The sequence below is a fragment of the Vibrio sp. D54 genome (assembly GCF_021728075.1).
In the GTDB taxonomy this organism is placed as follows: Bacteria; Pseudomonadota; Gammaproteobacteria; order Enterobacterales; family Vibrionaceae; genus Vibrio; species Vibrio alginolyticus.
On sequence record NZ_JAKKCS010000008.1, the window covers coordinates 24,153 to 49,671 of the forward strand.

The following is a 25,519-nucleotide window of genomic DNA, read 5'->3' on the forward strand; positions in this document are numbered from 1 at the left end:
ATACCTAAATAACCTCAAGAAGCTTGATCATCAGAAGACGTTGAACACCAAGCGTAGCCAAAATAAAAGAAAGTTCAAAAACGAAAAAAGCCCTGCGATAACGCAGGGCTTTCAAAGGGTGGGACCCCAGCCACATCCCGGCACACAAGTCACACGCTGCGGCTGCTTCCTTCCGGACCTGACCGAGTTCACGAGCTATTGTTGCGAGAGGACCAGAGCCCCATAATTCTTTTCGAGAGGTCTTGCCTCAATCGATGGGGCGATTATTCAGTATCAGCTCTCATAATGCAAGAGCAAAAACCTTGAATTTCATCATTTCATTACCGTTTGAACAAAACTCGATCAATTCATTCCTTTATGATGAAACCGTGCAGTCACGATAAGAGGAGTCGTGCCGTGAGGACTGCTTACTCATGTACATGTCTTCATCAGCCAAATGCATCGCTTGCTCTAAGCTCATGTGCCGTTCCCTTTTTGCAGAGAAACCAATAGAGATACTTATAGACTCCAAATCACTACATAATTTGCCTTTCACATCGATTCTACTGAGCTCTCTCATTGCTCTAGTTAACTCGGCTTGCGTTGGATAACCCAGCAATATGAACTCATCCCCTCCAATTCGATAACATCTTCCCGACCAGACATAATGAATTTTTAGCGCCAGTAGTTGTAAAACTTCGTCCCCAGCGCGATGACCATAAGTGTCATTGATTCGTTTGAAATGATTAATGTCTAAGTAAAGTATGGATAGATCTTTGTTTACTCCTTTTCGATACTTTACTTGCAACGCACGACGATTCCTTAACCCTGTTAAGTTGTCAGTGTTCGATTGACGGTAAAGATAAAGCGAAACACAAATAGCAAACAATAATACAAAGATAAACACAGCTTGTGTTTGCGTCGCTAATCGAATCTCATATTCAAGTGCGGTACGCCAATCTGGGCGTACATCGTACTGAGCAATGATCTTATCAACTTCTAACATCGCTATCGCTCGACTGAAGAAAGGCGCAAGCATGGCTCCTTTTTCATTCGCGACCAATCCAACAGAGAGTTGTGACTCATAAAACTCACCAATAGCGGTATCCTGCTCTATCGGAACCAATTCACTGAGACGTAAAAAATGATTGAGCATCGCCGTATCCATCGGAATGTAATCGACTTCTTCATTTAGTAGCCCCTGAATGAGCTCTTGTTGGGTACGATAACGTTTGAGTTCTTTTAGCGGTAACAGTTGCGTCATCATTTGATCGAAAAAGTCATCCTTAACTACGCCAATCCGCTCAGATATCAACTGTGAAACATGAGAGTATGTGCTCGGCTTGTAACCTAAACGCTTGACCATCACCGATGCTGGCGCGTAATGGGGCTTTGGAAAGTAGCTAAATGCGCGCCGCTCACGGCTGACCGTTAACGGCGCCAAAATTTCGAAATTACCTTGGATAAACTCATGGTACATAGAACCCCAGCTTTCACCAGGCTCACTAATGATCAAGCAGTTTAAAGCCAAGATCTCACAGCTTCTCAGGACTACATCAGCCGTCATCCCTTCGACACTACCATCTGCGTTGTATACAACATATGGAAAGATAGATTCGAGCTTAATCCGTATTGGTTCATTAAAATCAAGGGGTAATAAACGAATAGAATCACGCAACGCTGCTCGCCTTAATTCAAATTGATACTGGGAAATTTCTTCGCGAAGCTGCTTTTGCACCGCTTCCCCGTGAATAAACGTAGCGAACGTGTCCAACTCTTCAAGATGATGATCTTTTTTACTGATGATGGATACGGGCTTTATCGAAATCTGATCATTGAGCATCTTGGCGTCAAACCCCTCCATCAGCATCGGCTTGAGCTGGTTAATGGCATCGACAACGCCATCCACAGCACCTGAACGTAGCAGTGTCACTGCTTGTTCGTGACCTTGATAAGAGATCTGTTCTAGCTCAGGGTAGTATTGTTTAAGTAATTGGGCATAAACTGTATCTTTGGGGACGCCAACACGCGAAATGTCACTCAACGTCGAATCTTTTAAACCAAAGAGGTAAGTATATTCGATATTTGTTGGGCGGGAATAACTAAAACGTTGAGCACGTTCTTGTGTGTAAGTGATATTCGCAGCAAAGTCCGCTTCCCCATTCGCTACTGAATTTAGAATGGCATCAAAGCTGGAGTAGTTCACGTATTGAACGGTAAAGCCAAACTCCTTTGAAGCAGCATTGAAAAGAACACGAGTGACGACATCATCCGCTTCAGTCGCGACTTTATAATGAGCAATTAAAGGGGCTTCGGCTTTTACATTCAAACTCAAGAGGCAACATGCAAAAAGCAACAGTGTTCGAGCAAAAGTTGTCATGACAAACTTATCTTAAATCAACCACTTATATTGTGGTTATTATTATTGGAAGTGTAGTAAATATGAAATGAAGAACATATACTAATCTCCATTTTGTTCCACAACCAATTCGATACTCTGCCGCACATGTCACTTTTTACCTGACTAAAAATTCATAATTCAGCCTGTTCATCGCTACTACGTAAAATATAGTCAGTCATCCAAGCCGTCCCTAACAAACAGATCCAAACCACGAAAACAGGGTTTGGCACATCCGTGGTCGGGCTGACGACTAAAGCGGCAAAACCCACAGTCGGCAATGTCCAACATAATAATTTGCTCCAACGAATGGTATGTTGAAGCTTCGCAAGTGCTTCCATTGACGCTAACATTCCCGTCAAACTTAACGCCATAAGAACGGCGTATGGTAGGCCTGCAATCCACAATGGGAGCAACAAAAACAACGGCCACCAGCTGTGTTTATTGGATGGCGTCCAATGCGCAGCCGACCACCACATCGCCATAACCGCAATGGTTTGAACCACTGTAACCCAAGCAGACCCATCCAGCTTACCGCCTTGCTGTGTGACCATAAGACCAACTTGCAGTGTAAGTACAATAAGACCAGCGGTGAGCAACACACCTAAAGAGCTTCTACGAGAAAATACCACCATTAAAAGTGGGAAAAGGATCAGAACACCAACCGACAAAGCAATTGGCTGCATTGAGAGTGTCGCACCAAAAGCCATCATCGCGCCCAGTAATACTAGGCCAGCGAACCCACCTTGTGGCAGAACCCACAGCGCGGGGATCATAAGTGCAAGAACGGGAATGTCACCCTCGCTCAAACTCATCGCCCGAACGCAGACAACAGCGAGTAAGGTCGTAACGAAAAATTGAAGTGTCGATAAAATCATAGCGCCTCCTGGCTTCCCCACCTACTTGGTAACTCAACGGCAAAAACTGGGATTGAAAGTCGTTGAGAGGGTCTAGATTCAAGCTTAGCTTGCGTTTGCTTCATGCTGTTTAAGGCTCATCAACCAACGACACTAAAGAACAGAAAATGTAATTCTTCAAAGTGAGTCGCTGGCAACACAAGGGTTAAGAACCGTTAGCAATATACAAGTCCAATGGTTTACCATTCCTTAGTAATCCAAAATAGACACTTTTGAGTATGGACCAATTTTTAGCGCAAATCTTTGCTGTAATTCACCAAATTCCAAAAGGAAAAGTCTCCACCTATGGGGAAATTGCAAAAATGGCCGGTTATCCGGGCTATGCGAGACATGTTGGTAAAGCACTGGGCAACTTACCAGAAGGCAGTAAACTCCCCTGGTTTAGAGTGGTAAATAGCCAAGGAAAAATATCTTTAAAAGGCAGAGACTTAGAGCGACAAAAAAAGAAATTAGAAGCAGAAGGGATTGAAGTATCGGAAGTTGGCAAAACTTCACTTAAAAAATACAAATGGCAGCCTTAAGCTGCCATTTTTTGTTCTCACTACGTCGTATTAACGTGTGCCAACTAGACGAATATCTAACTGGTGAGTTTGTGCGTCATCTGTAATAACACCGTTATGTGTGTCGCTGATAAAACGCAGCTTTCCATCTACCTCAATGCGAGCACGAACGCTGTAACGATGGTTTGGTTTGATTTCATTGCTATCGTAACTCAACTCAAAAGAAAGAGGAACTTGCTTACCTTCTGTTTCGAATGTCTGTTTCGCCAACACTTTTGCTGGCGCATCCGCCAAGGACACATCTTCTAACGCAATAGTAACCACTGCGTTTGGTGGCAAGGCAATCCGCTCGCGATAAGCCACTGTACCTGTAATCGTCTTCATTGACGCCTCTGTAGATTCCATTTCTGTATTTTGAGAAGTTTGGCAACCCACTAACGCAGCCCCAAAGAGTAGAGAAGTAACAAGTAGTAGTGTTTTTTTCATATATTCCTCGAAAAGAGCATTAAACCGAAGCAATTATAGGTGTGGAATATAAAACTGTCTGCTTCCTGTCACTTTATTTGACAATAGTTTGACTGAGTTAGAATTTATCAAACAATTGATTTTGTTTCATAATTGGAACAATACTATTTCTAAGTTACTCAATAGTTCTTAACTATGCCACTTCACAAGAGTGAGGCTGTTGAGGTAACTTGGAATGAAAGACAACGGTGAGGAGACACAATGAGTAAACCACTACGAGAATTGCTCAGCCTACTACAACTCGAAAAATTAGAAGAAGGCTTGTTTCGTGGCCAAAGTGAAAACCTAGGTTTGCCTCAAGTTTATGGCGGTCAAGTAATTGGGCAAGCACTTTCTGCTGCGCGCTACACCGTTGAAGAAACACGCACGGTACACTCCTTCCATAGCTATTTTTTGTACCCTGGCGATCCAGAAAAACCTATTATTTATGACGTAGAAAATCTGAGAGATGGCCGTAGCTTTAGCACTAGACGCGTAAAGGCAATTCAAAATGGACGCCCTATTTTTTACCTAACCGCATCCTACCATGGCGATCAACCTGGGTTTGATCATCAAAAAGAAATGCCAGATATCCCTGGTCCAGAAAACTTTGCCTCAGAGAGTGAGCTCGCAAGCCATATTGCAGAATTTCTACCCAAACGCTTACGCAAAACATTTTGCGGGGAAAAGCCAATCGAAACTCGCCCCGTTACGGTTATCAACCCTTTGAAGCCCAAAAAAGCAGAACCCAAACAGTACCTTTGGATTCGTGCTAATGGTGAAATGCCAGAGAATCAGCTAATTCATCAGTACCTTCTGGCCTACGCATCCGATTGGGGATTCCTTGTGACAGCAATGCATCCACATGAAGTCTCATTAATGACGCCTAACTTTCAAGTGGCCACCATTGACCACTCTATCTGGTTCCATCGTCCGTTTAAGATGGATGAATGGCTTCTATATGCGATAGAGAGCCCAACGGCGAGCAATACTCGTGGGTTGGTCCGTGGCGAAATATACAACCAGCAAGGTCACTTAGTGGCGACCGCCGTGCAAGAAGGGGTGATGCGTTACACGAAATAGCTCGTGTTCGCCAGACGAAAAAAGGAGTGCTGTTCCGCACTCCTTTTTTAATGGGTATCAAACGATGATTAATTTGGTTGATACTTCATGTTAACAACCGACCATTCGTAAAGTGATTTCGGGTAACCATATTCGCCTTTCCCGTAAATGACATTTGGGTCGGCATAGAATCCACCTTTATTCGTTGCTAAAAATTCACGAACCCCACGACGGTAAGTAATCACAGGTGCTACTAACTCATACTCTACCTTTTCCATCTTCGAGTCATCAATTATTAAGAACCGAGTCATACGAATCGTGCTGCCGTTGGTGCAGTACCCTGGGTCATCGTAGTCAATTGCTTCAAAAGGCTTGAGATCATCTTCGAACAGTTCTGATGTACATCCATCAAATCGAGCCACATGTACCCACGCAGCTTTTATTAGAGTTTGGTCATCGTTACCCACCGGCTTGAATGCAAGTAGTGCAATCTTACCTTTGCCGTATAATTTCAATTCTTCGTCCGTTGGCTCACGCACTGAACGAACGTTCATCAAACCAAACTCACTTTCTTCTAAGTTAGAAAACTCACGTGCATTTAGCGTGCTAAACAATACTGTTTGTTCAGTTTCAAGCAATGTATATTGATCCGCAACACCTTCATCTGCAAAGCTTAGATACAGCTGGACTTTCTTACTTTCCAACGCTTTGTAATCTCGAGATTCTCCTTCCGAAACGTCGAGAGAAATCCAACGTCTTTTTACTGGTGGGAGGTCAAGTAACGTCAGCTCTTCCTTATCAACATCTAATGAAGCGACTCCTTTAATTGTTGAGCTGGATATTTGATAGCTGCGTTTTCCTATTGGTGTACCAAAATCTAGCTTAACCTTTTTAAATGGTTCAAATTCCACCTTCATTGTAGAAGCACTTAAACCAGGGTGATTCGCTTTGTTAATAGTGCCATTTACGACGATTGTTTTAGCTTTGTAGTTGCGCCCAGTGAGGGTTACCTCTACTTGGTACTCGCCTGCGTGTAAAATCTTCAAGCGCCCCGTATCAGGGGAAACTAACTCGACCACAGGATCTTTTTGGTTAATAAGGCGGTAACTTGCCTTCGCAGTCCCACCACTCATCACTGGTGAGATAACACTACCAGCGGAGAATTCTACCGTTGGGTAAGTAACCGATACAGGGTTTGTGCCTTGTTTAATCGTGACCAAGAAACTGCTTTCACCCGGATTAACTTTATCGTCCCCCGCATCCGAAACAATAATTTTTGTGCTACCCGCGTTGAGAATTTTCATGGCACCCGTTTGGTTGTTTAAGGAAACCACATCTGTTGCTGCGTTGTCTTCAAATCGATAAGTAAGCTCCCCGACCACACCAGAGATTTCCGGCGCAAGAAATGTTTGGTCAACCTTCCAAATCTCTTCCACATCGGATTGAACTTCAATTCGACTCGGCGCACTCAGAATTGTCACGTAGACTTTTTGATCAGGACCAACGGTATAATTCGCGCTCTCTTTTCTGCGCACAGTTAACGTCGCTTTACCCGCTTTATACACATGGAGACGTCCTTCACTAAAACCACCGACAACATCTGGTGCGGTGTTATCTACAATCTCAATTTGCTCGTCAGCACTCAAACCAAAATCACGGTGAAGATCAAAACTGTATTTGTTGCTGTATACAACGTCATAATCGTGCGTTGCCATGGGTTGGCCTTCAGCCTTTGCAACTTTAATGACGACATTAAATTGAATAGGTTGGTAGAACTCCCCACCATCGTCTTCAAACTTAAGGTCGTACTCACCCGCAGTCACTACCTTCAACTTGCCGTCAGTCATTCGTAAGCCATTAGGTAAGCTGCTAACTAGATTTACGTTACCTTTTTGCCCTTTAAACGCCAGAGGGATTGAAAGATTTGGTTGATAGGTAAGCGGCATTTCAATGTCTTTTATAACGGGATGAGGCGCGCGATTAACTTCAAGATCAAAACGAGTTTTGCTTGCAGGATAATTACGCATGTCATGCTCGTAAATTTCCACTTCAGCAGCACCAACACCTTTGATCAGTAATGCTTCACCATTTTCAGTTTTAGCGACAACGTCTTCACCACGAATGATTCTCAGCTCATAGTCACCGTAGGCGTTCGTCACCTTAGGGAAAATTCGTCCACCTTCCTCATAAGTTGTGACGATATCCGCTGCGCTGATTTCTTGACGCTTGCCTTGTTTTATATCCACAAAAAATTGCGCTGTTTGCTGTTTATCCAGAAACGCGTCGCTGTAAGTTGCAGTCGCTTCAACCGTTAATCGACCAACATTATGAACAAGAAGCAAACCCGTTTCAGGGTCTAGCAACTCGGCCACCTTGCTGTCTGGTACGCTATTTATGATTTTGTAAGAAATACGTTGCGTTTGAGCTTTATCTAGACGCACTGGTTCTAACGTCAACCCTTCTCGATACTCGTCTTCAAGCAAAGCGAACTGTAATGGCCCCGGAACTACTGCATGCAGTTTAACCGTAGCGCGAACTTGTTTCGGCAAGTAAAAGTCGTTACCTGAATCAGTAATCAGCACCGATGCCTGACCAACTGAACCTAATGAATATACCGACCCGTTCTCATCAACACGAATCAAGTTATGACCACTTTCTACCTCATAACTCAGTTCGCCTTTTTGGCCACGGACGATCAACGCTTTTCCTTCTGACTCAATCGCATTGAAATTCAGATCACTCACTGAAAGTTCAGTATTGATGCCTCGCTCTACAGTCACAGAAAATCTTGCTTCAGAAGATTCATAAGCAGAGCTACTATCTGTAGCAAGAATAGTCGCCGTTCCTGGGCGCAGAATTTGTAGTATTCCTGAGTCATTAATTTTCACGACATTTGGCGGATTAGAATCAATGACTTGGTAAGATACCGACCCATGTACATTGCTCAGTTTTGCTTCAGTAACCGTTCCCACTCCTTCAAACTTCAACACCGTGTCTTCCACTTTTAATTGCGGACGGTTCTGCTTTGTTACCGTAGTTGGTGTCTTCGTATTGTTCGGCTTAGAGTCTCCCCCACCGCCACAGCCAGCGAGTAAAGCTGCGAGAAAAAGCAAATAGTAATTTCTGTTCATTTTTAGTAATACTTTGTTACATACAAGATGGGGCGATAATAATACGATGTTTTATTAATCACTATCCCCATTTTTGAGTACTTTATTACTTAAGTAATTGCTACTGTATTAATCCTAAAAATAAATACTCAAAAATAGCGACCAAATTACATAAAAACACAAAAAGCAAACGTTTAAATCAAACTCTTCCATTAATTTAGTAAAAATTAATATTCAATAAAATAAAACATGAAAAATAAAGAGAAAAAATTGCGTTATTTTTTCTTTCATTATGATGTATAGGATTAATGGACTGCAAAAACAAATGGTTAATGAAAAATAGAAGAGAGAATAAATATCGTTTATATTTATAAAAATCTGGTAGGAAATAGTTTTAAAAGCATAATCAAACTACCTTTTAACATTTAAAATACTAAAAGGTAGAATTAACATTAGATAGAATTCTTATAGGGCGAGTTATTTTAGGATTGGTAACTCTGTTGTGTATTTAATGGACTCCATAGCAAATGTTGAAGTCACATTAGATAGCCCTTTTACGCTATTAACTAACCGCTTATAGAATTCGTCAAAACACTTCATATCTTTGACTAGTACTTTCATCATGTAGTCATACTCGCCAGCCATACGATAAAACTCCATTACCTCAGGAAAGTCACTCACAGTTGTAACAAAATGGTGATACCAACCTTCGGAATGATCAATCGTTTTTAACTGAACAAATGCAATGAAAGATAGCTCGAGCTTTTCTGCACTTAACAACGCCACGCGTTTTTCGATGTAGCCCTCTTCTTCCAACCTTTTCAAACGCTTCCAACATGGCGTCGTTGTCAGATTTACCTGCTCTGCTAACTCATTTAATGACAAGGTGCTGTCGGTTTGTAACAACGCAAGCAGCTGTTTATCGACCCGATCCAAAATCATCCTATAAAACCCACGAAGTGTAGAAAACTTTTCTATCAAAATAGTCATTACCGGCAACTATAGCAAAGTTTTTCTCTCGCATTATAGGTAAATTATTCCCATCTAATGCTTATCTATCGATTTCCAAGGAGAGACGCCATGTGTACTGACCACAACTGGATCAACAATGCAGTGCGTAAAATTGAAGCAGACTTTCAACGTTCTGCTGATACTCATTTATTTAAACTTGAACTGCCTTCTCTTGATGGTATCGATATCTACCTAAAAGATGAGAGCACGCATCCAACAGGCTCTCTTAAGCATCGATTGGCGCGCTCATTATTTCTTTACGCTATTTGTAATGGATGGATTGGTCCTGAAACCACTGTAATCGAGGCGTCCTCAGGCAGCACTGCCGTTTCGGAAGCGTATTTTGCGCGTTTACTTGGCTTACCGTTCATTGCCGTCATGCCGAAAACCACTGCACGTAAAAAGATTGAACAAATTGAGTTTTACGGTGGTAAAGCGCACCTTGTTGAACGATCAGATCAGATTTATGACGAGTCTCGACGCTTGGCTCAAGAGCTAAATGGTCACTACATGGACCAGTTTACTTATGCTGAACGTGCTACTGACTGGCGCGGTAACAACAACATCGCGAACTCTATCTTTAGCCAAATGGAGTTAGAAGATCACCCGATTCCTAGCTGGGTAGTGATGAGTCCTGGAACAGGCGGCACATCAGCAACCATTGGCCGTTTTATTCGTTACCAAAAATACGACACCAAGCTTTGCGTGGTAGACCCTGAAAACTCAGTGTTTTACGACGCTTTCCAGTCAGGAAATCACTCATTAAAAGGTGATACTGGCAGCAAAATTGAAGGTATCGGGCGACCACGTGTCGAACCAAGCTTTATTGCTGGTGTCATTGATGAAATGCGCAAAATTCCAGACGCAGCCAGTGTGGCAACTGCCCATTGGGTATCTCAGCTGATTGGGCGTAAAGTCGGCGCATCAACAGGCACCAATCTTTACGGTGTGCTGCAATTGGCTTGTGAGATGAAACAACGCGGTGAGAAGGGTTCTATCGTGACGCTTCTATGTGATTCTGGAGAGCGTTACCTAGATACGTATTATGACTTAACATGGGTAAAAGAGAACATCGGCGATATTCAACCTTACTTAGCTCAACTCGAAGTCATTCAAGCAAAAGGTTGCGTTGAGCCAGCTTGTTGCGGCTCAACTAACGCTTAACGTGCAAACTGGACTTTAAAAAACAGCCCAACTTCATGCGGGCTGTTTTTATCGCTGGGTTTTACTTTTTCTGGCGCGCTTCAAACGCAGCCAATTGTTCTGGCGTTGCCGCTGGTTGATGATTTTGTTTCCATTCATCGTAAGTCATGCCGTAAACACGTTCGCGAGCGTCATCAATATCTAAATCCAAACCGAGATTTTCAGCCTCAGATTTATACCATTTGCTAAAGCAGTTGCGACAGAAGCCCGCAAGGATCATCAGATCGATGTTTTGTACGTCTTTGTTGGCATCTAAATGCGCCAATAAACGGCGAAATGTCGCCGCGTCTAACTTATCTTGTTCTTCTTGAGTCAAGTTTTTATATTTGAATTCAGCCACTTTCCTTTCCTTTTCTCTTATTTGACTAGCTTTCGTCACCATATCTAGTTAGTCGGTAGTCATGAGTAAGAAGTATGCTTTAGCGCAACAATTCCCATTCAAAAATCACTACCTTTGATAAAAGCTGATATGATAATTACCATCCATCCTATTGATTAAATTAACATTTAAACAAATCATTACAACGGTCTTTTACCAAGGTTATCGTCTAGTTATGAAAAACGCCATTCTATTATTGTCTGCCTTGACCATTAGCGTGCCAACTTTAGCTGCTCAAGAACAAGCTCATCAATCTTATTTTTATCTGGGTAGTGGTAACGTTGGTTTTGATACACCGTATTTCGGCTCGGATAGAGACAATGAGTGGTCAACACCACATATCACAGTTGGCTGGGGTTACCATGTAAACCAATACCTCGCGTTTGAAGGGGTTCTGCGCTATTCACAAAATGAACTTAAGAACGATGCTCTAAAAACTGACTTAGATCTTCACTATTACCAAGCAGGTATGTCTGCTGTTGTAACGAGTGATGACTTAGGCGATACGCCACTATCACTATTCGGTCGCGTAACAGCGCTTGGCACTCAAGCCGAAATGTACGTACCAAACGAACAAAAAGTCACAGATGACTCAGGCGCACTATTCAACATCGGTGCTGGTGTCCATTGGGATATGAGTACAGATATCTGGTTACGCGCAGAGTACATTTATAATGTCGCGGATATGGGTTTTGAAGATTTTTACGACAGCTACGAAGGTGTACAAATCAGCCTAGGTAAACGCTTCTAACATTAGATAGCACCAAGTTTCCATAATTGAAAAACAAAGAAGCCGAGTGTTTTGCCTCGGCTTCTTTTAGATTCTATAGTATGTCGTCACTTACTGAACAGAGAACGTTTCTGTTGCCTCTTTGTTCACATGGTTGCTTGGTTGACCAGCATCGAGAGAATGCAAAATACCATCTTGACGATCTTTTAATGCATTCGTCAACGTTGGAAGTGCGGTAGTTGCTAGCAACGCCATAACACCTGCAACTAAAACCATTTCGACCATGTAACTACCACGTACTTTTTTCAAGGAAACACCTCAATAATAATAGGCATAGGCTGCTTTCCTAGCATTAAACCTAACAAGACCCAACATTCAGTCAAAACGATGAGCGAGTCCTGTGCCCCTCGAAGAAGTGGCGAAATAATAAACAAAAATAATCATTAAATCTATAATTAATCACTATCTATATAAAAAAACACCGAACAAAAATTGCCCGGCGTTTTCAATCAAAGCTTTACGTGCTACTGCTAGGGGTGGGCAACACGGCCCTTCGTATCATGGCTAATTGCTTTGTTTAACTCTGCTTCTACATGACCTGGGGCTTGTGTTTTCGCCGAAATCAATCGGTACATTGCCGGGATAACAAACAAGGTCACCAATGTCGCAAACCCCATCCCGAAAAAGATTACCGTACCCACGGCAATACGGCTCTCATAACCCGCCCCTGTCGATACTATCAACGGAATTGCGCCAGCAAGTGTGGTAAACGCAGTCATCAAGATTGGACGTAGACGACGCGCGGCAGCATCAATGATCGCTTTTTCAAACTCAACGCCACGATCACGTAGCTGATTGGCAAATTCTACGATCAAAATACCGTTTTTCGTCACCATACCAATCAACATGATCATGCCGATCTGACTATAAATGTTCATACCTTGGCCCATAATAACCAAACCAAGAAAGCCACCAAATACACCCATCGGCACCGTAAACATGACCACTAACGGGTTTACGAAGCTTTCAAACTGAGCCGCCAACACGAGATACGCCACTAGCAGTGCCAATGCAAACACAACAGCAACACTCGCTTGGTTCTCTTTAAAGTCTTTCGACTCCCCCGAATAACTCACCGAAATGTCACCCGGTAAGTTGTCGATGGCTTCCTGGTCTAGGTAATTCAGCGCATCTCCTAATGTATAACCTTCCGACAGGTTGGCAGTAATAGTGATGGACTTCTGTTTGTTGTAGTGAGAAAGACGAATAGAGGCCGCCACTTCTTCAATTTTTGTGACCGCATCTAACGTCACTAGCTGACCGCTATTCGTGCGCAGATAAATCTGACTTAAATCTGCAGCATTATTAAAGCTATTTTCATCACCGCGAAGATACACATCGTACTCTTCGCCACGCTCAACATAAGTCGTTTCGCTTTTACCACCGAGCATGATTTCTAGGGTGTCAGAAATGTCTTTAACACTGACTCCTAGCTCTGCGGCACGCTGTCGGTCAACTGTAACCAATAACTCAGGCGTTTTTTCCGAGTAATCTATCTCTGCTCCTTCCATCATTGGTGATTCTTCTGCTTTGTTCTTTAGCATTTCAGCCCAAACAACGAGCTCATCGTAATCAGAGCCGCCTAATACGAACTGAACTGGCTCACTCGAACCACCTTGGAAACCTGGCATAAATGGGAACACTCGAACATCTGGGATACCTGCCAATTCTTTCCGTACTTTGTTAAGGGCTTGCTGAGCCGTGATATCACGTTCGTTCCAATCTTCTAGAATCATGATCACAAAGCCTGTCTGGTCTCCTGCCTGGCCACCAAACGCTGGCGTTTGGATGCTGAATGACTTCAGATAACCTTGCCCTAGTAATGGCATCAATCGGTCTTCGACAATATCCATATTGGCTGACATACGATTGTACGACGTAGCATCTGCACCGCGCACAAACGCAAATATCACACCGCGATCTTCTTGTGGGGTCAGTTGGGCCGGTACCTGATTCATCAAGAAATAGCTACCGCCCAAACAAGCTAGAATCACCAGCGGAGCAGCCCAACGTACTTTCAATGTGCCTTTCAATAATGCGCGATAACCACTCTCAAGCTTGCTAAACAAGCGATCAACCGCTTCATTGAATCGATTTGGTTTTACATTCGCTTTCAAAATCTGACTACCTAATACAGGAGTCAGAGTCAGGGCAATCAAAGAGGAGAATATGACAGACATAGCCAGCAATACAGAAAACTCTGTAAATAGTAGACCTACCATGCCATCCATAAAGGAGATCGGTAAGAACACCATCACCAGCACTAATGTTGTTGCTATAACAGCAAAACCAACCTCTCTGGTGCCTTTATATGCGGCGAGTAATGGCGATTCACCGCGTTCAATATGGTGGAAGATATTCTCTACAACCACAATTGCGTCATCCACCACCAAACCAATCGATAATATCAACGCCATCAAGGTGATCAAGTTGATAGAAAACCCAAAGTAGTACGCGGCAATGAACGAAGAAATCAGAGAAACAGGCACCGTAACCGCAGGAATTAAGGTTGCACGCGCTTGGCCGATGAAAATGTACAACACCAAAATCACCAAGCCGCCCGTGATAAATAGCGTGCTGTACACCTCTTCGATTGAACGCTCGATAAATACTGTCGCGTCGTAATCTATCGCAAGGCGTGTACCTTCTGGTAAGAACTTCTGGATGTTATCGACTTCAGACCTAACCAGCTTCGCAACCTCTAACGGGTTTGCGTCTGACTGCGGTACCACACCAAGACTGATGTTTACTACACCATCACTTTTGAAGGTTGAGTTTTCGTTTTCTGCACCAATGAAGACATCTGCTACATCTTTTAAATAGATAGGTGTATTGTCGCTTGCGCGTTTAATGACAAGATATTGAAAATCTTCAGGCGTGTTATAAGTACGAGCCGTACGCACGGACATTACCGTTGAGTCGTTGCGAACTTCACCACCTGGGCTTTCTAGGTTCTCACTTCGCAAAGCTGATGTAATGTCCGAAGCTGTAACTGAACGTCCAGCCATTAGTTCTGGCTTAAGCTTCACGTACATGACCTTGTACAAACCACCGGAGAGATCAATGGAGCTAACCCCAGAGATCAGGCTAAAGCGGTCCATCAATACACGTTCGGCATAATCGGTTAATTGAGTACGGTCCATCTCTGCAGAACTGAGATTGATGTAGAGCGACGCCTCTCCCGAGCCATTGTTCTTATAAACAATAGGGTCATCCGCTTCATCAGGTAGCGAGCGCTGAGCACGAGCCACAGCATCACGCACGTCGCTCACACCTGTGTTGAGATCGTAACCTAATTCAAACGTGATCGTGATACGCGACATGCTGTTACGAGTAGTGGAGCTAATTTCATCAACTCCACTGATCCCAGAAAGCTGGTCTTCCAAAACGGAGGTAATTTGGCTTTCAATAATAGTCGCAGATGCACCCTCATAACGCGTACTGATAGAAACGACTGGGCTTTCTATATCAGGCATTTCACGAACGGCTAATTTGGTGAATGACACAAAGCCAAACACACACAACAGCATGCTCAGAACTAACGCCGCGACAGGGCGTTTAACTGAAACGTCGGACAGTAACATTAGTTTTCTTCCTCATCCGATTCACTGTCATTGCGTGTCACATCCGTGGTGTTCGCTTTTAGTGGCGCGACAATTTCTTTCACTTCAACACCATCACGCATGTTAACAATGCCTTGAACCACAATCTTGTCACCAATCTCAACACCAGATTCGATCACCACCTCGTTACCAACACGAGCACCTAGCGACACTTCTTGACGAGTAGCTTTGTTATTTTCATCAATTACATATACAAAACGTTTAGTTCCGGAGTATTCAAGTGCTTGAACAGGAATGATTGGCGCCTTAATAGCAGGAAATGCTAGTGAAGCGTTCATCAACATGCCTGGCTTCAATTGATTTTCTGGGTTATCAAACTCAATACGCACGCGAAGATTCAGTGTTTCGGCGCTGATACGCGTATCAATACCTGTGACTTGACCAGTAAAGGTCTGACTACCCCATGCACTGGTTTTAGCAATGACTTCCATACCAATAGAAAGCATCGATAAATAGCGCTCCGGTACTTGTAAATCCAGTTCCATGACGGAAAGATCATCCAACGTCAAAAGTTCAGTACCCGCACTGACCATTTTGCCGCGGCTAAAATCGATAAAACCAACAGTGCCAGAAAATGGGGCAGTAATATGGAGGTCAGCTAAATTGGCTTGAGCAGCATCAAGCCTCGCTTGTGCTATTTCAACACTGGCTTTTTGTGCATCGATTTCAGTTTGAGTAATCGCATTCCGCTTAACCAAACGTTGGAACTCTTTTAACTTACGCTGTTCATCTTTAAGGTACGCCTTTGCCTCAATCAAAGCGGCTTGAGCCTTATCGTCATCTAACTTAATTAATAGCTGGTCTTGCTGGACATTTTGATTCGCTTTAACAGCGATTTGATTCACTTTGCCGGCGACTTCCGATGCGACAACCACAGACTCCGCTGCCTTTAATTTGCCGATAAGAGTTAAGGATTGATTGATCTCGTGCGTTTCTACTTGTTCAGTCACAACGGTAACCGCTGATCCTCCTCGCATCGCAGCGGAAACCGATGGAGAACTCAGTAATATAGAAAGCGTTAAAACAGATAACGATAACGTGGCTTTCATGCTCATGATATTGACTTCTAAACGAATAAACTTATGTCATTAAACTGCTTACAGTTTATCAGTAGATACGGTGTTTAACGTCAAGTAGTGTAAATTCAAGTAAAAAGCGCGCCTCTCTTCTGTTCAAAGGACAAACAAAACGCTGACTTTCTACCATCTTTGCCCAAAAAGACAGCATTCAACGTAAAAACGTAAGAAAAACGCTTTACAGCCTGAGCGAGTTTGCTATGATTCGCTCCGCACTTGGGAGATGAGTTGGGAAAACATCTTACTAAGTATAAAAATCCTCTGGAGGGGTTCCCGAGTGGCCAAAGGGAGCAGACTGTAAATCTGCCGGCACTGCCTTCGATGGTTCGAATCCGTCCCCCTCCACCATATTCTTTCTTATGTTTTTCCTTTAAACGTGAGAACAACTTGAAAGCTAGGTTGGGAAACTAACTTTTAAGTATAAAACACCCTGGAGGGGTTCCCGAGTGGCCAAAGGGAGCAGACTGTAAATCTGCCGGCACTGCCTTCGATGGTTCGAATCCGTCCCCCTCCACCATATTCTTTCTTATGTTTTTCCTTTAAACATGAGAACAACTTGGAAGCTAGGTTGGGAAACTAACTTTTAAGTATAAAAATACCCTGGAGGGGTTCCCGAGTGGCCAAAGGGAGCAGACTGTAAATCTGCCGGCACTGCCTTCGATGGTTCGAATCCGTCCCCCTCCACCATATTCTTTCTTATGTTTTTCCTTTAAACGTGAGAACAACTTGAAAGCTAGGTTGGGAAACTAACTTTTAAGTATAAAACACCCTGGAGGGGTTCCCGAGTGGCCAAAGGGAGCAGACTGTAAATCTGCCGGCACTGCCTTCGATGGTTCGAATCCGTCCCCCTCCACCATATTGAAGAAGCCAGCTCATTGAGCTGGCTTTTTTCGTTTCAGGATCTTGATAGCATAGTCCTACTACAACGAACCTTTCACTCCTAACCGAAACTCTTCTCGATTGAATACCTATCACAGTAAATAAGTGATCAGAAATAACGTAGGGAAAATGCTTGAGAACAAGGCGTAATTTTTTGATAAGTAGTTATTCTACAATCAAAAATTGCAACGCAGTTATCGAGTATTTTAACAAGCTAGAATGACCAGTTATTTACTACGATTGGTATAACCTATACTCAATCTCACTAAAGCAACCAACCCCATGTGAAACTCCACAAACAAAAGGCTGAGGAGCAGATCTTTACCCTACAAACAATGTACTAGCTATTTTGATTTTGTTAGTTCGTATGGCCTTAATATGAATGTTCAATATAAATAGGAAAACACTTGAGGACTTACTAGAAAAAGTGGGCTCGCAAAATTACCAAACGGACTCAATTAGTGATGTTTGTATAAAAACACGTACAAGAAATATAAATGATAGATACAAAAAATCCCGCAGGGGATGCGGGATTTTTACTAGTGACTAAATTGGTTTAAAGGTGACTAGCCTTGAATACCAACGATTAACCATGGCGCATTAGGCGCAGTCAAGTCACGCTCTAGGTGCCAGATATCTTCGATTTCTTCTTCAACACCTTCTACTGTGTCACGGTAACGACCGCTAAACTGCAGACTAAGCTGTGCTTTATTTGCATCGTAATCAGCACGGACGATCTCCGCATCAACGTACATTACGTCAGTATGCTGCTCACCGTCGAGCTTCGCGCGCTCTGCTTTTAGGTCTTCAAACAAGCTTGGAGAAACATATTCTTCAATAGTTTCTAGCTGGTTGTGATTCCACGCACCTTGCAGGATTCGATAGTGTTCACGAGAACCATTAATGAACGCTGCTTGGTCAAAACCCGGTGGGTAGTTATGTGGTACGTCTGTTTGAGCGCCAAAACCACCAAAGCCACCATTATTTGTGTTTGGTTGTTGCTCAAAGTTTTGCATGTTTGGTTGCTCAAACTTAGATGCGTTGCCACCAAATGCAGGCTGTTGACGATGCTGGTTCATACTGCCCTGCTTCGCACCTAGCATACCGCGCATTAGTTTAAAGATGACAAAGGCAATCAAACCAATAATTAGGATATCCATAAACTGGATACCTTCAAAAGCACCGCCAAAGAATGCAGCAAGTAGACCACCAGCAAGAAGTCCGCCTAGCAGACCACCCATAAGGCCTTTCTTACTTGAAGACTTTGTCGTCTGATCTTTGCCGACCGTATTGGTGTTTTGTTGCTGTTGTTTCGGTGCTGGTGCGGTTTTGTAGCTCTTACCGAAAGACTTACTGCCACCAAACTTCTTCGCTTCCGCGATAGGCGTTACAGCAACGGTAAACATCAACAAAGCAACAATAGAAAATAAACGTTTCATCGTTATCCTTAAAGTTAGCTATCTAAGATAGTGCCCCATTTTCAAGACGAAACAATCGTTGTTTCAAACAGTAGCACGCCAAAGATGATTTTTAAGTCATCATACTCTGTATACCGATTGATGAAAATAGCTTATAGAAGCTGACATGTATCAGAATATTGCCAAAAATGCAGACTGCTCACACTGCTTACAATTCACCTGAAGGCGCTTGATCAATGTAAAAAAAGTATGGAATAAGTTCACTAATACTCCAGATTGTTTTACTTGAATTAGAATCAGTGACACAGCTCAGAATCCTACACCTTGAGGGCACTTGGACACATTGCCTTGTTGACGGTTAATAGGTAGCTGACTATCATATTGAACGATGTTCAATAAAGTAGTTTGAGAGTATGGCGCGCAGAAACGATCACACCCGAGAAGAGTTAGTGAATTTGACCTTAACAACGGTCAAAAACTTTTTAGATGAGAATTCTTACCACGAACTCAGTCTTCGTAAAATCGCTAACATGATTGGTTACGTGCCAAGCACATTGGTAAATGTTTTTGGTAATTATAATTTGTTGTTGCTTCATGTTGTCGCTCAAACTTTAGATGAGTTATCTCAAGAAGCACGCAAAGCGACTAATGACAGCAAAGACTCCCATCAAGCGCTTTTTGAACTCGCTTATTGCTACCACGATTTTGCTCAAAAACACCCATACCGTTGGCAGTTAGTGTTCGAACACAACATGAATGGAGCAGAACTTCCGGAATGGCATGCCAAACGTATCGATGGTATGACGGGAATGCTAGAGTCACTATTGGCTCAAATCGCACCACATCGTACTGAATCCGAAGTGATTCAAGCGAGTCGAGTCCTTTGGTCTGGCGTACATGGCATTACTTTACTCAGTGTCGATGATAAGTTTTTCTCTAGTGAACCGATTGATGGCAAAGAGTTGATCAGTAATCTTCTTTCCAACTACCTCACGAACTGGTAACAAAGGATTATACATGTCATCCGACAGACAACCGTCCTTACTTACGCAGAGAAAATTCCTGCCCTATTTCATTACTCAGTTTTTTGGCGCTTTCAACGACAATATTTTTAAAAACGTTTTGCTGTTGTTTGTCGCATTCGCTGGCTCCAGTGCACTGCCTATTTCGAGCAATTTGTTCATCAACCTTGCGGCAGGCTTGTTCATTCTACCGTTCTTTCTGTTCTCTGCTTCCGCTGGCGTATTAGCCGACAAATATGAAAAGTCATGGTTTATTCGTAAGGTCAAACTATTTGAAATAGCCATCATGCTGTTGGGTGCCATCGGATTCATAACCGAAAGTTATGGTGTGCTTTTATTGCTACTGTTTTTAATGGGCACACAGTCAGCATTTTTTGGCCCAGTTAAATATGCCCTTTTGCCTCAAAAGTTAAATGCTAAAGAGTTAGTGCCCGGCAACGCTCTTGTTGAAGCTGGTACCTTTATCGCCATCCTTATTGGCACCTTAGGCGCTGGGATTATAGCCTCTGCAGACAACGCAAAATACCTTGCCGCATTTTGTGTCGTGATCTTCGCATTGTTAGGCTACTTGTCGAGCCGCTCAATCCCCTTTGCTGCAGCCAGCGCGCCCAATCTCTCTTTTCGTTGGCAACCATACAAGCAAACCAAACACACGCTCTCTATCGCCAAATCCGATCGAGTTGTTTTTCAATGCATAATGGCAATAAGCTGGTTTTGGTTTTTAGGCGCCGCATATCTAACACAATTCCCGAATTTCACTAAGATTTACCTAAATGGCACCGAGAGTGCGGTGTCTTTCTTGCTCGCTCTATTTTCCATTGGTATCGCGCTAGGGTCGCTACTTTGCAATTGGATCTCAAACCATCGTATCGAAGTCGGTATTGTGCCAATTGGTGCCTTTGGCATTACGGTATTTGGGTACCTAATGGCCACTTCCATTCCCAATGATCTACCTACTTTCCATAACTTTGTAGACTTCTTTAGATATGAGCCTTTTTGGCCATTATTTTTCTACCTATTGATGATTGGCGCTTCGGGCGGTTTGTTTATCGTGCCTCTTTACGCATTAATGCAGCATCGAGCAAAGGAAACCGAACGTGCTCAAGTCATCGCAGGGCTCAACATCTTTAACTCTCTGTTTATGGTCGGCAGCGCTGTCTTAGGTATTGTGTGCCTAAGTGTAATCAAGATGACAATTCCTCAACTGTTTGCATTGTTAGCCATTTTAAATTTCTTAGTTGCCGCTTACATCTTTTTGCAAATTCCTATTTTTGTAGTTCGCTTTGTCATGTGGATGCTTACGCACACCATCTATCGAGTTAAGCATAAGAATCTACACAACCTACCCGAGCATGGTGGGGCATTGATTGTATGTAATCATGTAAGCTACATGGATGCATTGCTACTTAGTGCGGTATGCCCAAGGTTGATTCGTTTTGTGATGGAGGAAGATTACGCCAACCTACCTCCATTAAGGCGCTTTTTACGTCGAACTGGGGTAATTCCAATTTCAGCGAGTAACAGAAGCTCTATCAGACGTGCATTTAACGATGTGGAAGCCGCGCTAAGCGAAGGTCATATCGTCTGTATTTTCCCTGAAGGAAGATTAACTTCAGATGGTGAAATGAATGAATTCATGCGCGGTATTGATATCATTCTACGTCGTAGCCCAGTACCTGTCATACCTGTTGCACTTAAAGGCTTATGGGGAAGCTATTTCAGCCGCGCAAAAGGTCGCGCATGCTGTGGCTTACCGACTCGATTTTGGTCAAAGCTAGAAATTGAAGCAGGACAACCGGTGCCACCAAATGAGGCAACGGCAAAAACAATGTTCGATAAAGTGCATCAACTCAGAGGCGACTGGCGATAAAATACACTTGAACACATGTTTAGGATAACTGAACATGTGTTCAAATCATTAAGACAAACTGACCACACCCAGTGCGATATACTCTCCCTTTCATTCACAACAGCGAATAAAAACCTTGAATAGAAACTACCTCCTGTTTGGGTTGGCGTTACTTTTTTGTTTAACCCCCCTTGCCTCCTCTCCTATTGCTCTAGTTATCGGTTTTCTACTCGCAAGTTTTGGTTTTGTGCCTTCCGAGCTGCCCATCGCTTCTTTTACTAAAAAGCTGCTGTCTTACTCGATTATTGGCTTAGGCTTTGGCATCAACTTTGAGCAAGCACTTGCAGTCACATCGGATGGTATCGGCCTGATCTTCGCCACTATTACAGGCACACTGATCATGGGCACTCTCATTGCCAGGGTAATTAAATTGGAGCGAGTAACCGCTTACTTAATCTCATCAGGTACTGCAATTTGTGGTGGTAGCGCAATTGCTGCTGTGGCACCGGCGATTAAAGCGAAAGACGAGCAAATTGGATTAGCACTGGCAACGGTATTTGTCCTCAACTCCATTGCACTCTTTGTGTTTCCTGTGATTGGACATGCTTTAGGGCTAGATCAACACACGTTTGGCACATGGGCTGCGATTGCCATTCATGACACATCTTCTGTTGTCGGGGCTGCCTCGGCCTATGGGGAAGAAGCACTAACGACGGCAACAACATTGAAACTCGCGCGCGCTTTATGGATCATTCCTGTTGCTTTGATCAGTGCCGTCATCTTTTCAAGAGGCCAAAAAGAGAATGGAAAGAAAAAACTAGCTATCCCTTATTTCATTTTTTGGTACTGTGCAGCTATCGCGTTTAGCGACTTCTTTCCTCAATTTGAAATGGTCTATCACGGCATTTTCATTGGAGCAAAGCAAGCGTTGGTTGTATGTCTGTTCTTGATAGGTTGTAGCATTTCAATTTCAAAACTAAAGTCTGCTGGAGCTAAGCCACTGTTGTTTGGTGTGACTCTGTGGGTGTTAATTTCGACCACTTCTCTAAGTTGGTTACTGTTTTAGATATTGGTGGTCTGCTTATCGCGTTGAGGGGACGGAATTTCCCGTTTGCTATTTTTGTATATAACGACCAACGCAATAGCGATCAAAAATGCCGTTAGCTCTGCAAGAGAGCGGGCTAGCCCTTCACTACTTATCGCGATACCAATTTGTAGTGCTACTGCCGCAATTAAAACTAGCTTTGCCATCCTGAACCTTATGCATTTTCTCTCCACGAAGAAGCATAATTATGATTCAGAGTTATAAGGATACGAAATTCTCTTTATGACTAATACATAGCAAAATTGACTAATGCTGAAGTGATGACAGCAGCCACTCTTTCACGGCCTTACGCGAAATTTTGATCCCACCTTCTAGTAGAGTTTGTGGCATTACGTGGTATTCCACTGGCCATTTAAACTTCTCTAATTTTGATTGCAAATGCTGGTCATACTCCGATTTGCTGCGCAATCCATTGGTCTGAATCACAGCTACTGGTCTATGACCAAACTCCGCGTCTTCGACTGGAACCACTATACTCTGCACTACACCATCAATTTGGTTCAAAGCGGCTTCAATCTCTTCACAATGGATATTCTCACCACCAGAGATAAACTGATTGTCGGCACGGCCGATTATCTTTAATTCATCACCTTGCCACTCGCCAAGATCTTTGCTGTCAAACCAGCCTTTCTCATCCAGAAATGGGGTAACATGTCCTTGATGGAAATACCCTGCCGCTAATGTCTTACCGCCAACAAAAATGCGTTGGTCAACTAATTTTATCTTACGGTGCTTCAATACATGTCCAGCATTACTGGTGCTGTCAATTCTCTTTGCGGTAACGGTAGAGGCCGCCTCCGTCATCCCATAACCTAACCATGTCTCAATGCCTTTCCCTGTTGCTCGTAGTGCCAACTCGTGATCAACGTGGCTGCCGCCAAGTAGCACATGTGTCAATGACAAATGTGCATCATCATCCAATAACCGTTTGAGCTGAGTCGCAACCAAAGAAGCGTGTGATACACCCTGAACATCATCAACAAGTTTCCCTGAACCGACTTTTAGTGTTGCTCCGACATATAGCCAACGATAGACAATCGCCAATCCAGAGACGTGATACAGCGGAAGCGATAATAGCCAAGTATCTTGCTGAGTGAAAATGAACTCCTGCAACAAGCCCTCTGCAGACGCAAGATGCTGTCGATGTGTATGAACCACAGCTTTAGGCTCCCCTGTAGAGCCAGAAGTAAATACTACTGAAGCGAGCCGGTCGTGATGATAGCTATCTTCAGTCAACGAATCACTCTCTTGCGGTGATACTACAAGCGGTGAAAGCAATGTTGCCTTGAGTTTTTGTATATCATGTTCAGAAAAGGTCGAAGCGCACTCCTGAGAAAACCAGATAAACCGAGTTTGATCAGGCCTGTAAAGTGTAGCAAGCTTACCCTGCAACTTATCTAGTGGTTGTTCCATGGTCAGCGCAGCGAGCGCACCTAACTGTTTGGAGGCAAGATAAAACAACAGTGTTTCTACTTGGTTCTTGCCAACCAAAGTCAGCACATCCCCCCGAGTTACACCCAAGTCATTCAAATAGTGAGTGTATTGGTCAATACGCTTCGAGAGTTGTTGCCAGTTTAATACTTCTGTTGATGTCTTGAGTGCAATAGAAAAAGGGCTCGTTTGAGCCCAATATTTCCATGGTGCCTTCGCAATATTGTCTACGCAGAATGCCACACAATCTCCTGGTCTTTTAGAGGAAGTACGGGAAGTTCACACTTAGGCCAGCCCTGCTCTAGCTGAGCTTTGAATAAGCCAATCGTATCCAAACCTGGAACTTCATCAGGCAGCTGCCATTGGGCAAAGCGCGCTAATTGAGTTAAACCGAGACTGGATTCAATGCTCGAGCTAATCACTGCTTTCATCCCTAGTGACTTCGCTTTCTCTATCAGTGTAATACAAAAATCCACTGAACCAATGAGTGTGGGTTTGATGATGATCGTTTTCACACCAGTTAGATCTTCAAGACGGAAATCTTCACGACGAACCGCATCTTGCAATGTTTCATCCCAAGCGATAGCAATACCAGTATTAATCGCAAAAGAGAGACTATCGCCAGGAGAGCGGCACGGCTCTTCCAAAAAGGTAATGCGCTGACGCAAAGACGGAGTAATGTATTTAGCAAACTGCTGCGCTTTTTCTGGTGTCCAAGCGCGGTTTGCATCAAGTCGAAGCGTTAATTGAGGGATTGATTCAAGAAAAAGGTTCACAAGCATGCCATCGCGAATTGGCTCATAAAGTCCAACTTTCACCTTAGCGACTTTCTCACCTTCCATTTCGTTCAGCTTTGGAATGAGCTCATCTGGGTCGCCAGTGCATAGTGGCGCTGTTTGGTATTTACCTTGTTGTGGTAAGCCACCAGCTAATTCAAGCTGTGCCATCGATAAACCAAACGCAACCGACGGGTACATATTGGTATAATCCACATCCAACTCTGCAACCCAACGCTCCGCCTGTTCTTGTAGCTGAACACCCGCATCTTCGGCGCTCTCTAAGCTAAAACCAGGAAGAGGAGCGACTTCTCCAAGCCCTGTTTTACCATCTTCGGAAAGCGCAACAACATAACCAACACGTTCGGTTAGCTTGTTGTCACGTAGGATGACACCACTATCCATGGGCAAGCTATAACGATAAATTTTCGCTTCACGCATAATTCAAGTCCTATGTAATGCCGTATATTTGAGCGTTCTGACGAGC

20 protein-coding genes, 4 tRNA genes and 1 other RNA gene are annotated in these 25,519 nt (G+C 43.4%); 11 read left to right on the top strand and 14 right to left on the bottom strand.

Annotated features, from left to right (window positions below; all coding sequences use genetic code 11):
- Nucleotides 1-121: 121 nt before the first annotated feature.
- From ffs to L3V37_RS12375, 3 genes are all read right to left on the bottom strand, one after another.
- Nucleotides 122-218: signal recognition particle sRNA small type (ffs, locus tag L3V37_RS12365), an RNA gene on the bottom strand.
- A 137-nt stretch (nt 219-355) separates the two neighbouring features.
- Nucleotides 356-2,359, bottom strand: a complete 2,004-nt coding sequence (locus L3V37_RS12370) for a GGDEF domain-containing protein (protein ID WP_237306410.1) — start codon at nt 2,357-2,359, stop codon at nt 356-358.
- Nucleotides 2,360-2,511: 152 nt separating this feature from the next.
- On the bottom strand, nt 2,512-3,255 hold the full coding sequence (locus tag L3V37_RS12375) for a hypothetical protein (RefSeq protein WP_005389942.1): 744 nt from the start codon (nt 3,253-3,255) through the stop codon (nt 2,512-2,514).
- A gap of 257 nt (nt 3,256-3,512) precedes the next feature.
- Here L3V37_RS12375 and L3V37_RS12380 point away from each other — a divergent pair, with 257 nt between their 5' ends.
- Nucleotides 3,513-3,815: a DNA base-flipping protein gene (locus L3V37_RS12380; RefSeq protein WP_005378570.1), complete on the top strand. Its 303-nt coding sequence runs from the start codon at nt 3,513-3,515 to the stop codon at nt 3,813-3,815.
- A gap of 30 nt (nt 3,816-3,845) precedes the next feature.
- Here the strand turns inward: L3V37_RS12380 and L3V37_RS12385 are convergent, their stop codons facing one another.
- Nucleotides 3,846-4,280 (bottom strand): YbaY family lipoprotein, encoded by a 435-nt coding sequence (locus L3V37_RS12385; protein WP_130546601.1) that lies wholly within the window; start codon nt 4,278-4,280, stop codon nt 3,846-3,848.
- Nucleotides 4,281-4,520: 240 nt separating this feature from the next.
- On the opposite strand from L3V37_RS12385, the gene tesB reads away from it, so the two are divergent.
- A complete protein-coding gene (gene tesB / locus L3V37_RS12390) occupies nt 4,521-5,381 on the top strand; it encodes an acyl-CoA thioesterase II (RefSeq protein ID WP_005378575.1) in 861 nt (286 codons plus the stop codon).
- A gap of 68 nt (nt 5,382-5,449) precedes the next feature.
- Here tesB and L3V37_RS12395 read toward each other — a convergent pair whose 3' ends face one another.
- A complete protein-coding gene (locus L3V37_RS12395) occupies nt 5,450-8,491 on the bottom strand; it encodes a cadherin repeat domain-containing protein (RefSeq protein ID WP_237306411.1) in 3,042 nt (1,013 codons plus the stop codon).
- Nucleotides 8,492-8,947: 456 nt separating this feature from the next.
- Complete coding sequence (locus L3V37_RS12400; RefSeq protein ID WP_267135812.1) at nt 8,948-9,412, bottom strand: Lrp/AsnC family transcriptional regulator; 465 nt, start codon at nt 9,410-9,412, stop codon at nt 8,948-8,950.
- Between the two features lie 138 nt (nt 9,413-9,550).
- Here L3V37_RS12400 and L3V37_RS12405 point away from each other — a divergent pair, with 138 nt between their 5' ends.
- Nucleotides 9,551-10,645 (top strand): PLP-dependent cysteine synthase family protein, encoded by a 1,095-nt coding sequence (locus L3V37_RS12405; protein ID WP_005389952.1) that lies wholly within the window; start codon nt 9,551-9,553, stop codon nt 10,643-10,645.
- A gap of 61 nt (nt 10,646-10,706) precedes the next feature.
- On the opposite strand, the gene L3V37_RS12410 is transcribed toward L3V37_RS12405, so the two are convergent.
- Nucleotides 10,707-11,024: a DUF1244 domain-containing protein gene (locus L3V37_RS12410; RefSeq protein WP_005378586.1), complete on the bottom strand. Its 318-nt coding sequence runs from the start codon at nt 11,022-11,024 to the stop codon at nt 10,707-10,709.
- A gap of 214 nt (nt 11,025-11,238) precedes the next feature.
- Between L3V37_RS12410 and L3V37_RS12415 the strand changes: the two genes are divergently transcribed.
- Nucleotides 11,239-11,814, top strand: a complete 576-nt coding sequence (locus L3V37_RS12415; protein ID WP_213966479.1) for a porin family protein — start codon at nt 11,239-11,241, stop codon at nt 11,812-11,814.
- A gap of 90 nt (nt 11,815-11,904) precedes the next feature.
- Here the strand turns inward: L3V37_RS12415 and L3V37_RS12420 are convergent, their stop codons facing one another.
- The 3 genes from L3V37_RS12420 to L3V37_RS12430 form a co-directional block, all read right to left on the bottom strand.
- Nucleotides 11,905-12,102: a type II secretion system protein gene (locus tag L3V37_RS12420; protein ID WP_031781369.1), complete on the bottom strand. Its 198-nt coding sequence runs from the start codon at nt 12,100-12,102 to the stop codon at nt 11,905-11,907.
- Nucleotides 12,103-12,323: 221 nt separating this feature from the next.
- A complete protein-coding gene (gene vmeF, locus L3V37_RS12425; RefSeq protein ID WP_237306413.1) occupies nt 12,324-15,437 on the bottom strand; it encodes a multidrug efflux RND transporter permease subunit VmeF in 3,114 nt (1,037 codons plus the stop codon).
- The gene (locus L3V37_RS12430) at nt 15,437-16,531 is read right to left on the bottom strand and encodes an efflux RND transporter periplasmic adaptor subunit (RefSeq protein ID WP_237306415.1); all 1,095 of its coding nucleotides are present in this window, start codon (nt 16,529-16,531) and stop codon (nt 15,437-15,439) included. The genes vmeF and L3V37_RS12430 overlap by 1 nt, the downstream gene beginning before the upstream one ends.
- 284 nt (nt 16,532-16,815) lie before the next feature.
- Here L3V37_RS12430 and L3V37_RS12435 point away from each other — a divergent pair.
- The 4 genes from L3V37_RS12435 (at nt 16,816) to L3V37_RS12450 (ending at nt 17,408) form a co-directional block, all read left to right on the top strand.
- Nucleotides 16,816-16,900, top strand: a tRNA-Tyr gene (locus tag L3V37_RS12435).
- A gap of 84 nt (nt 16,901-16,984) precedes the next feature.
- Nucleotides 16,985-17,069 (top strand) — tRNA-Tyr (locus tag L3V37_RS12440).
- Nucleotides 17,070-17,154: 85 nt separating this feature from the next.
- Nucleotides 17,155-17,239 (top strand) — tRNA-Tyr (locus L3V37_RS12445).
- Nucleotides 17,240-17,323: 84 nt separating this feature from the next.
- Nucleotides 17,324-17,408: transfer RNA gene (locus tag L3V37_RS12450), tRNA-Tyr, on the top strand.
- A 589-nt stretch (nt 17,409-17,997) separates the two neighbouring features.
- Here L3V37_RS12450 and L3V37_RS12455 read toward each other — a convergent pair.
- Nucleotides 17,998-18,870 carry a Tim44 domain-containing protein gene (locus tag L3V37_RS12455; RefSeq protein ID WP_005384268.1) on the bottom strand — a complete coding sequence of 291 codons (873 nt, stop codon included), beginning with the start codon at nt 18,868-18,870 and terminating at the stop codon, nt 17,998-18,000.
- A 392-nt stretch (nt 18,871-19,262) separates the two neighbouring features.
- Here L3V37_RS12455 and L3V37_RS12460 point away from each other — a divergent pair, with 392 nt between their 5' ends.
- The 3 genes from L3V37_RS12460 to L3V37_RS12470 all read left to right on the top strand — a co-directional run bounded on the left by L3V37_RS12460 (nt 19,263) and on the right by L3V37_RS12470 (nt 22,786).
- Complete coding sequence (locus L3V37_RS12460; protein WP_005382308.1) at nt 19,263-19,853, top strand: TetR/AcrR family transcriptional regulator; 591 nt, start codon at nt 19,263-19,265, stop codon at nt 19,851-19,853.
- 13 nt (nt 19,854-19,866) lie between these two features.
- Entirely contained in the window at nt 19,867-21,741 is a 1,875-nt protein-coding gene (locus L3V37_RS12465; RefSeq protein ID WP_005384269.1) for an MFS transporter, read from the top strand.
- 115 nt (nt 21,742-21,856) lie between these two features.
- A complete protein-coding gene (locus L3V37_RS12470; protein WP_237306417.1) occupies nt 21,857-22,786 on the top strand; it encodes a YeiH family protein in 930 nt (309 codons plus the stop codon).
- Here the strand turns inward: L3V37_RS12470 and L3V37_RS12475 are convergent.
- The 3 genes from L3V37_RS12475 to menC form a co-directional block, all read right to left on the bottom strand.
- Nucleotides 22,783-22,971 carry a hypothetical protein gene (locus L3V37_RS12475; protein ID WP_017634658.1) on the bottom strand — a complete coding sequence of 63 codons (189 nt, stop codon included), beginning with the start codon at nt 22,969-22,971 and terminating at the stop codon, nt 22,783-22,785. The genes L3V37_RS12470 and L3V37_RS12475 overlap by 4 nt on opposite strands.
- 100 nt (nt 22,972-23,071) lie before the next feature.
- Nucleotides 23,072-24,499, bottom strand: coding sequence for an o-succinylbenzoate--CoA ligase (gene menE, locus L3V37_RS12480; RefSeq protein WP_237306419.1), 1,428 nt, complete (start codon nt 24,497-24,499; stop codon nt 23,072-23,074).
- Nucleotides 24,484-25,473 carry an o-succinylbenzoate synthase gene (gene menC, locus L3V37_RS12485; protein WP_237306420.1) on the bottom strand — a complete coding sequence of 330 codons (990 nt, stop codon included), beginning with the start codon at nt 25,471-25,473 and terminating at the stop codon, nt 24,484-24,486. Before menC ends, menE begins: the two co-directional genes overlap by 16 nt.
- Nucleotides 25,474-25,519 lie beyond the last annotated feature (46 nt).

Coding starts and splice junctions, on each gene's coding strand:
- L3V37_RS12370 (WP_237306410.1), bottom strand. CDS start 2,359: ATGACAACTTTTGCTCGAACACTGTTGCTTTTTGCATGTTGCCTCTTG.
- L3V37_RS12375 (WP_005389942.1), bottom strand. CDS start 3,255: ATGATTTTATCGACACTTCAATTTTTCGTTACGACCTTACTCGCTGTT.
- L3V37_RS12380 (WP_005378570.1), top strand. CDS start 3,513: ATGGACCAATTTTTAGCGCAAATCTTTGCTGTAATTCACCAAATTCCA.
- L3V37_RS12385 (WP_130546601.1), bottom strand. CDS start 4,280: ATGAAAAAAACACTACTACTTGTTACTTCTCTACTCTTTGGGGCTGCG.
- tesB (WP_005378575.1), top strand. CDS start 4,521: ATGAGTAAACCACTACGAGAATTGCTCAGCCTACTACAACTCGAAAAA.
- L3V37_RS12395 (WP_237306411.1), bottom strand. CDS start 8,491: ATGAACAGAAATTACTATTTGCTTTTTCTCGCAGCTTTACTCGCTGGC.
- L3V37_RS12400 (WP_267135812.1), bottom strand. CDS start 9,412: ATGATTTTGGATCGGGTCGATAAACAGCTGCTTGCGTTGTTACAAACC.
- L3V37_RS12405 (WP_005389952.1), top strand. CDS start 9,551: ATGTGTACTGACCACAACTGGATCAACAATGCAGTGCGTAAAATTGAA.
- L3V37_RS12415 (WP_213966479.1), top strand. CDS start 11,239: ATGAAAAACGCCATTCTATTATTGTCTGCCTTGACCATTAGCGTGCCA.
- vmeF (WP_237306413.1), bottom strand. CDS start 15,437: ATGTTACTGTCCGACGTTTCAGTTAAACGCCCTGTCGCGGCGTTAGTT.
- L3V37_RS12430 (WP_237306415.1), bottom strand. CDS start 16,531: ATGAGCATGAAAGCCACGTTATCGTTATCTGTTTTAACGCTTTCTATA.
- L3V37_RS12455 (WP_005384268.1), bottom strand. CDS start 18,870: ATGAAACGTTTATTTTCTATTGTTGCTTTGTTGATGTTTACCGTTGCT.
- L3V37_RS12460 (WP_005382308.1), top strand. CDS start 19,263: ATGGCGCGCAGAAACGATCACACCCGAGAAGAGTTAGTGAATTTGACC.
- L3V37_RS12465 (WP_005384269.1), top strand. CDS start 19,867: ATGTCATCCGACAGACAACCGTCCTTACTTACGCAGAGAAAATTCCTG.
- L3V37_RS12475 (WP_017634658.1), bottom strand. CDS start 22,971: ATGGCAAAGCTAGTTTTAATTGCGGCAGTAGCACTACAAATTGGTATC.
- menC (WP_237306420.1), bottom strand. CDS start 25,473: ATGCGTGAAGCGAAAATTTATCGTTATAGCTTGCCCATGGATAGTGGT.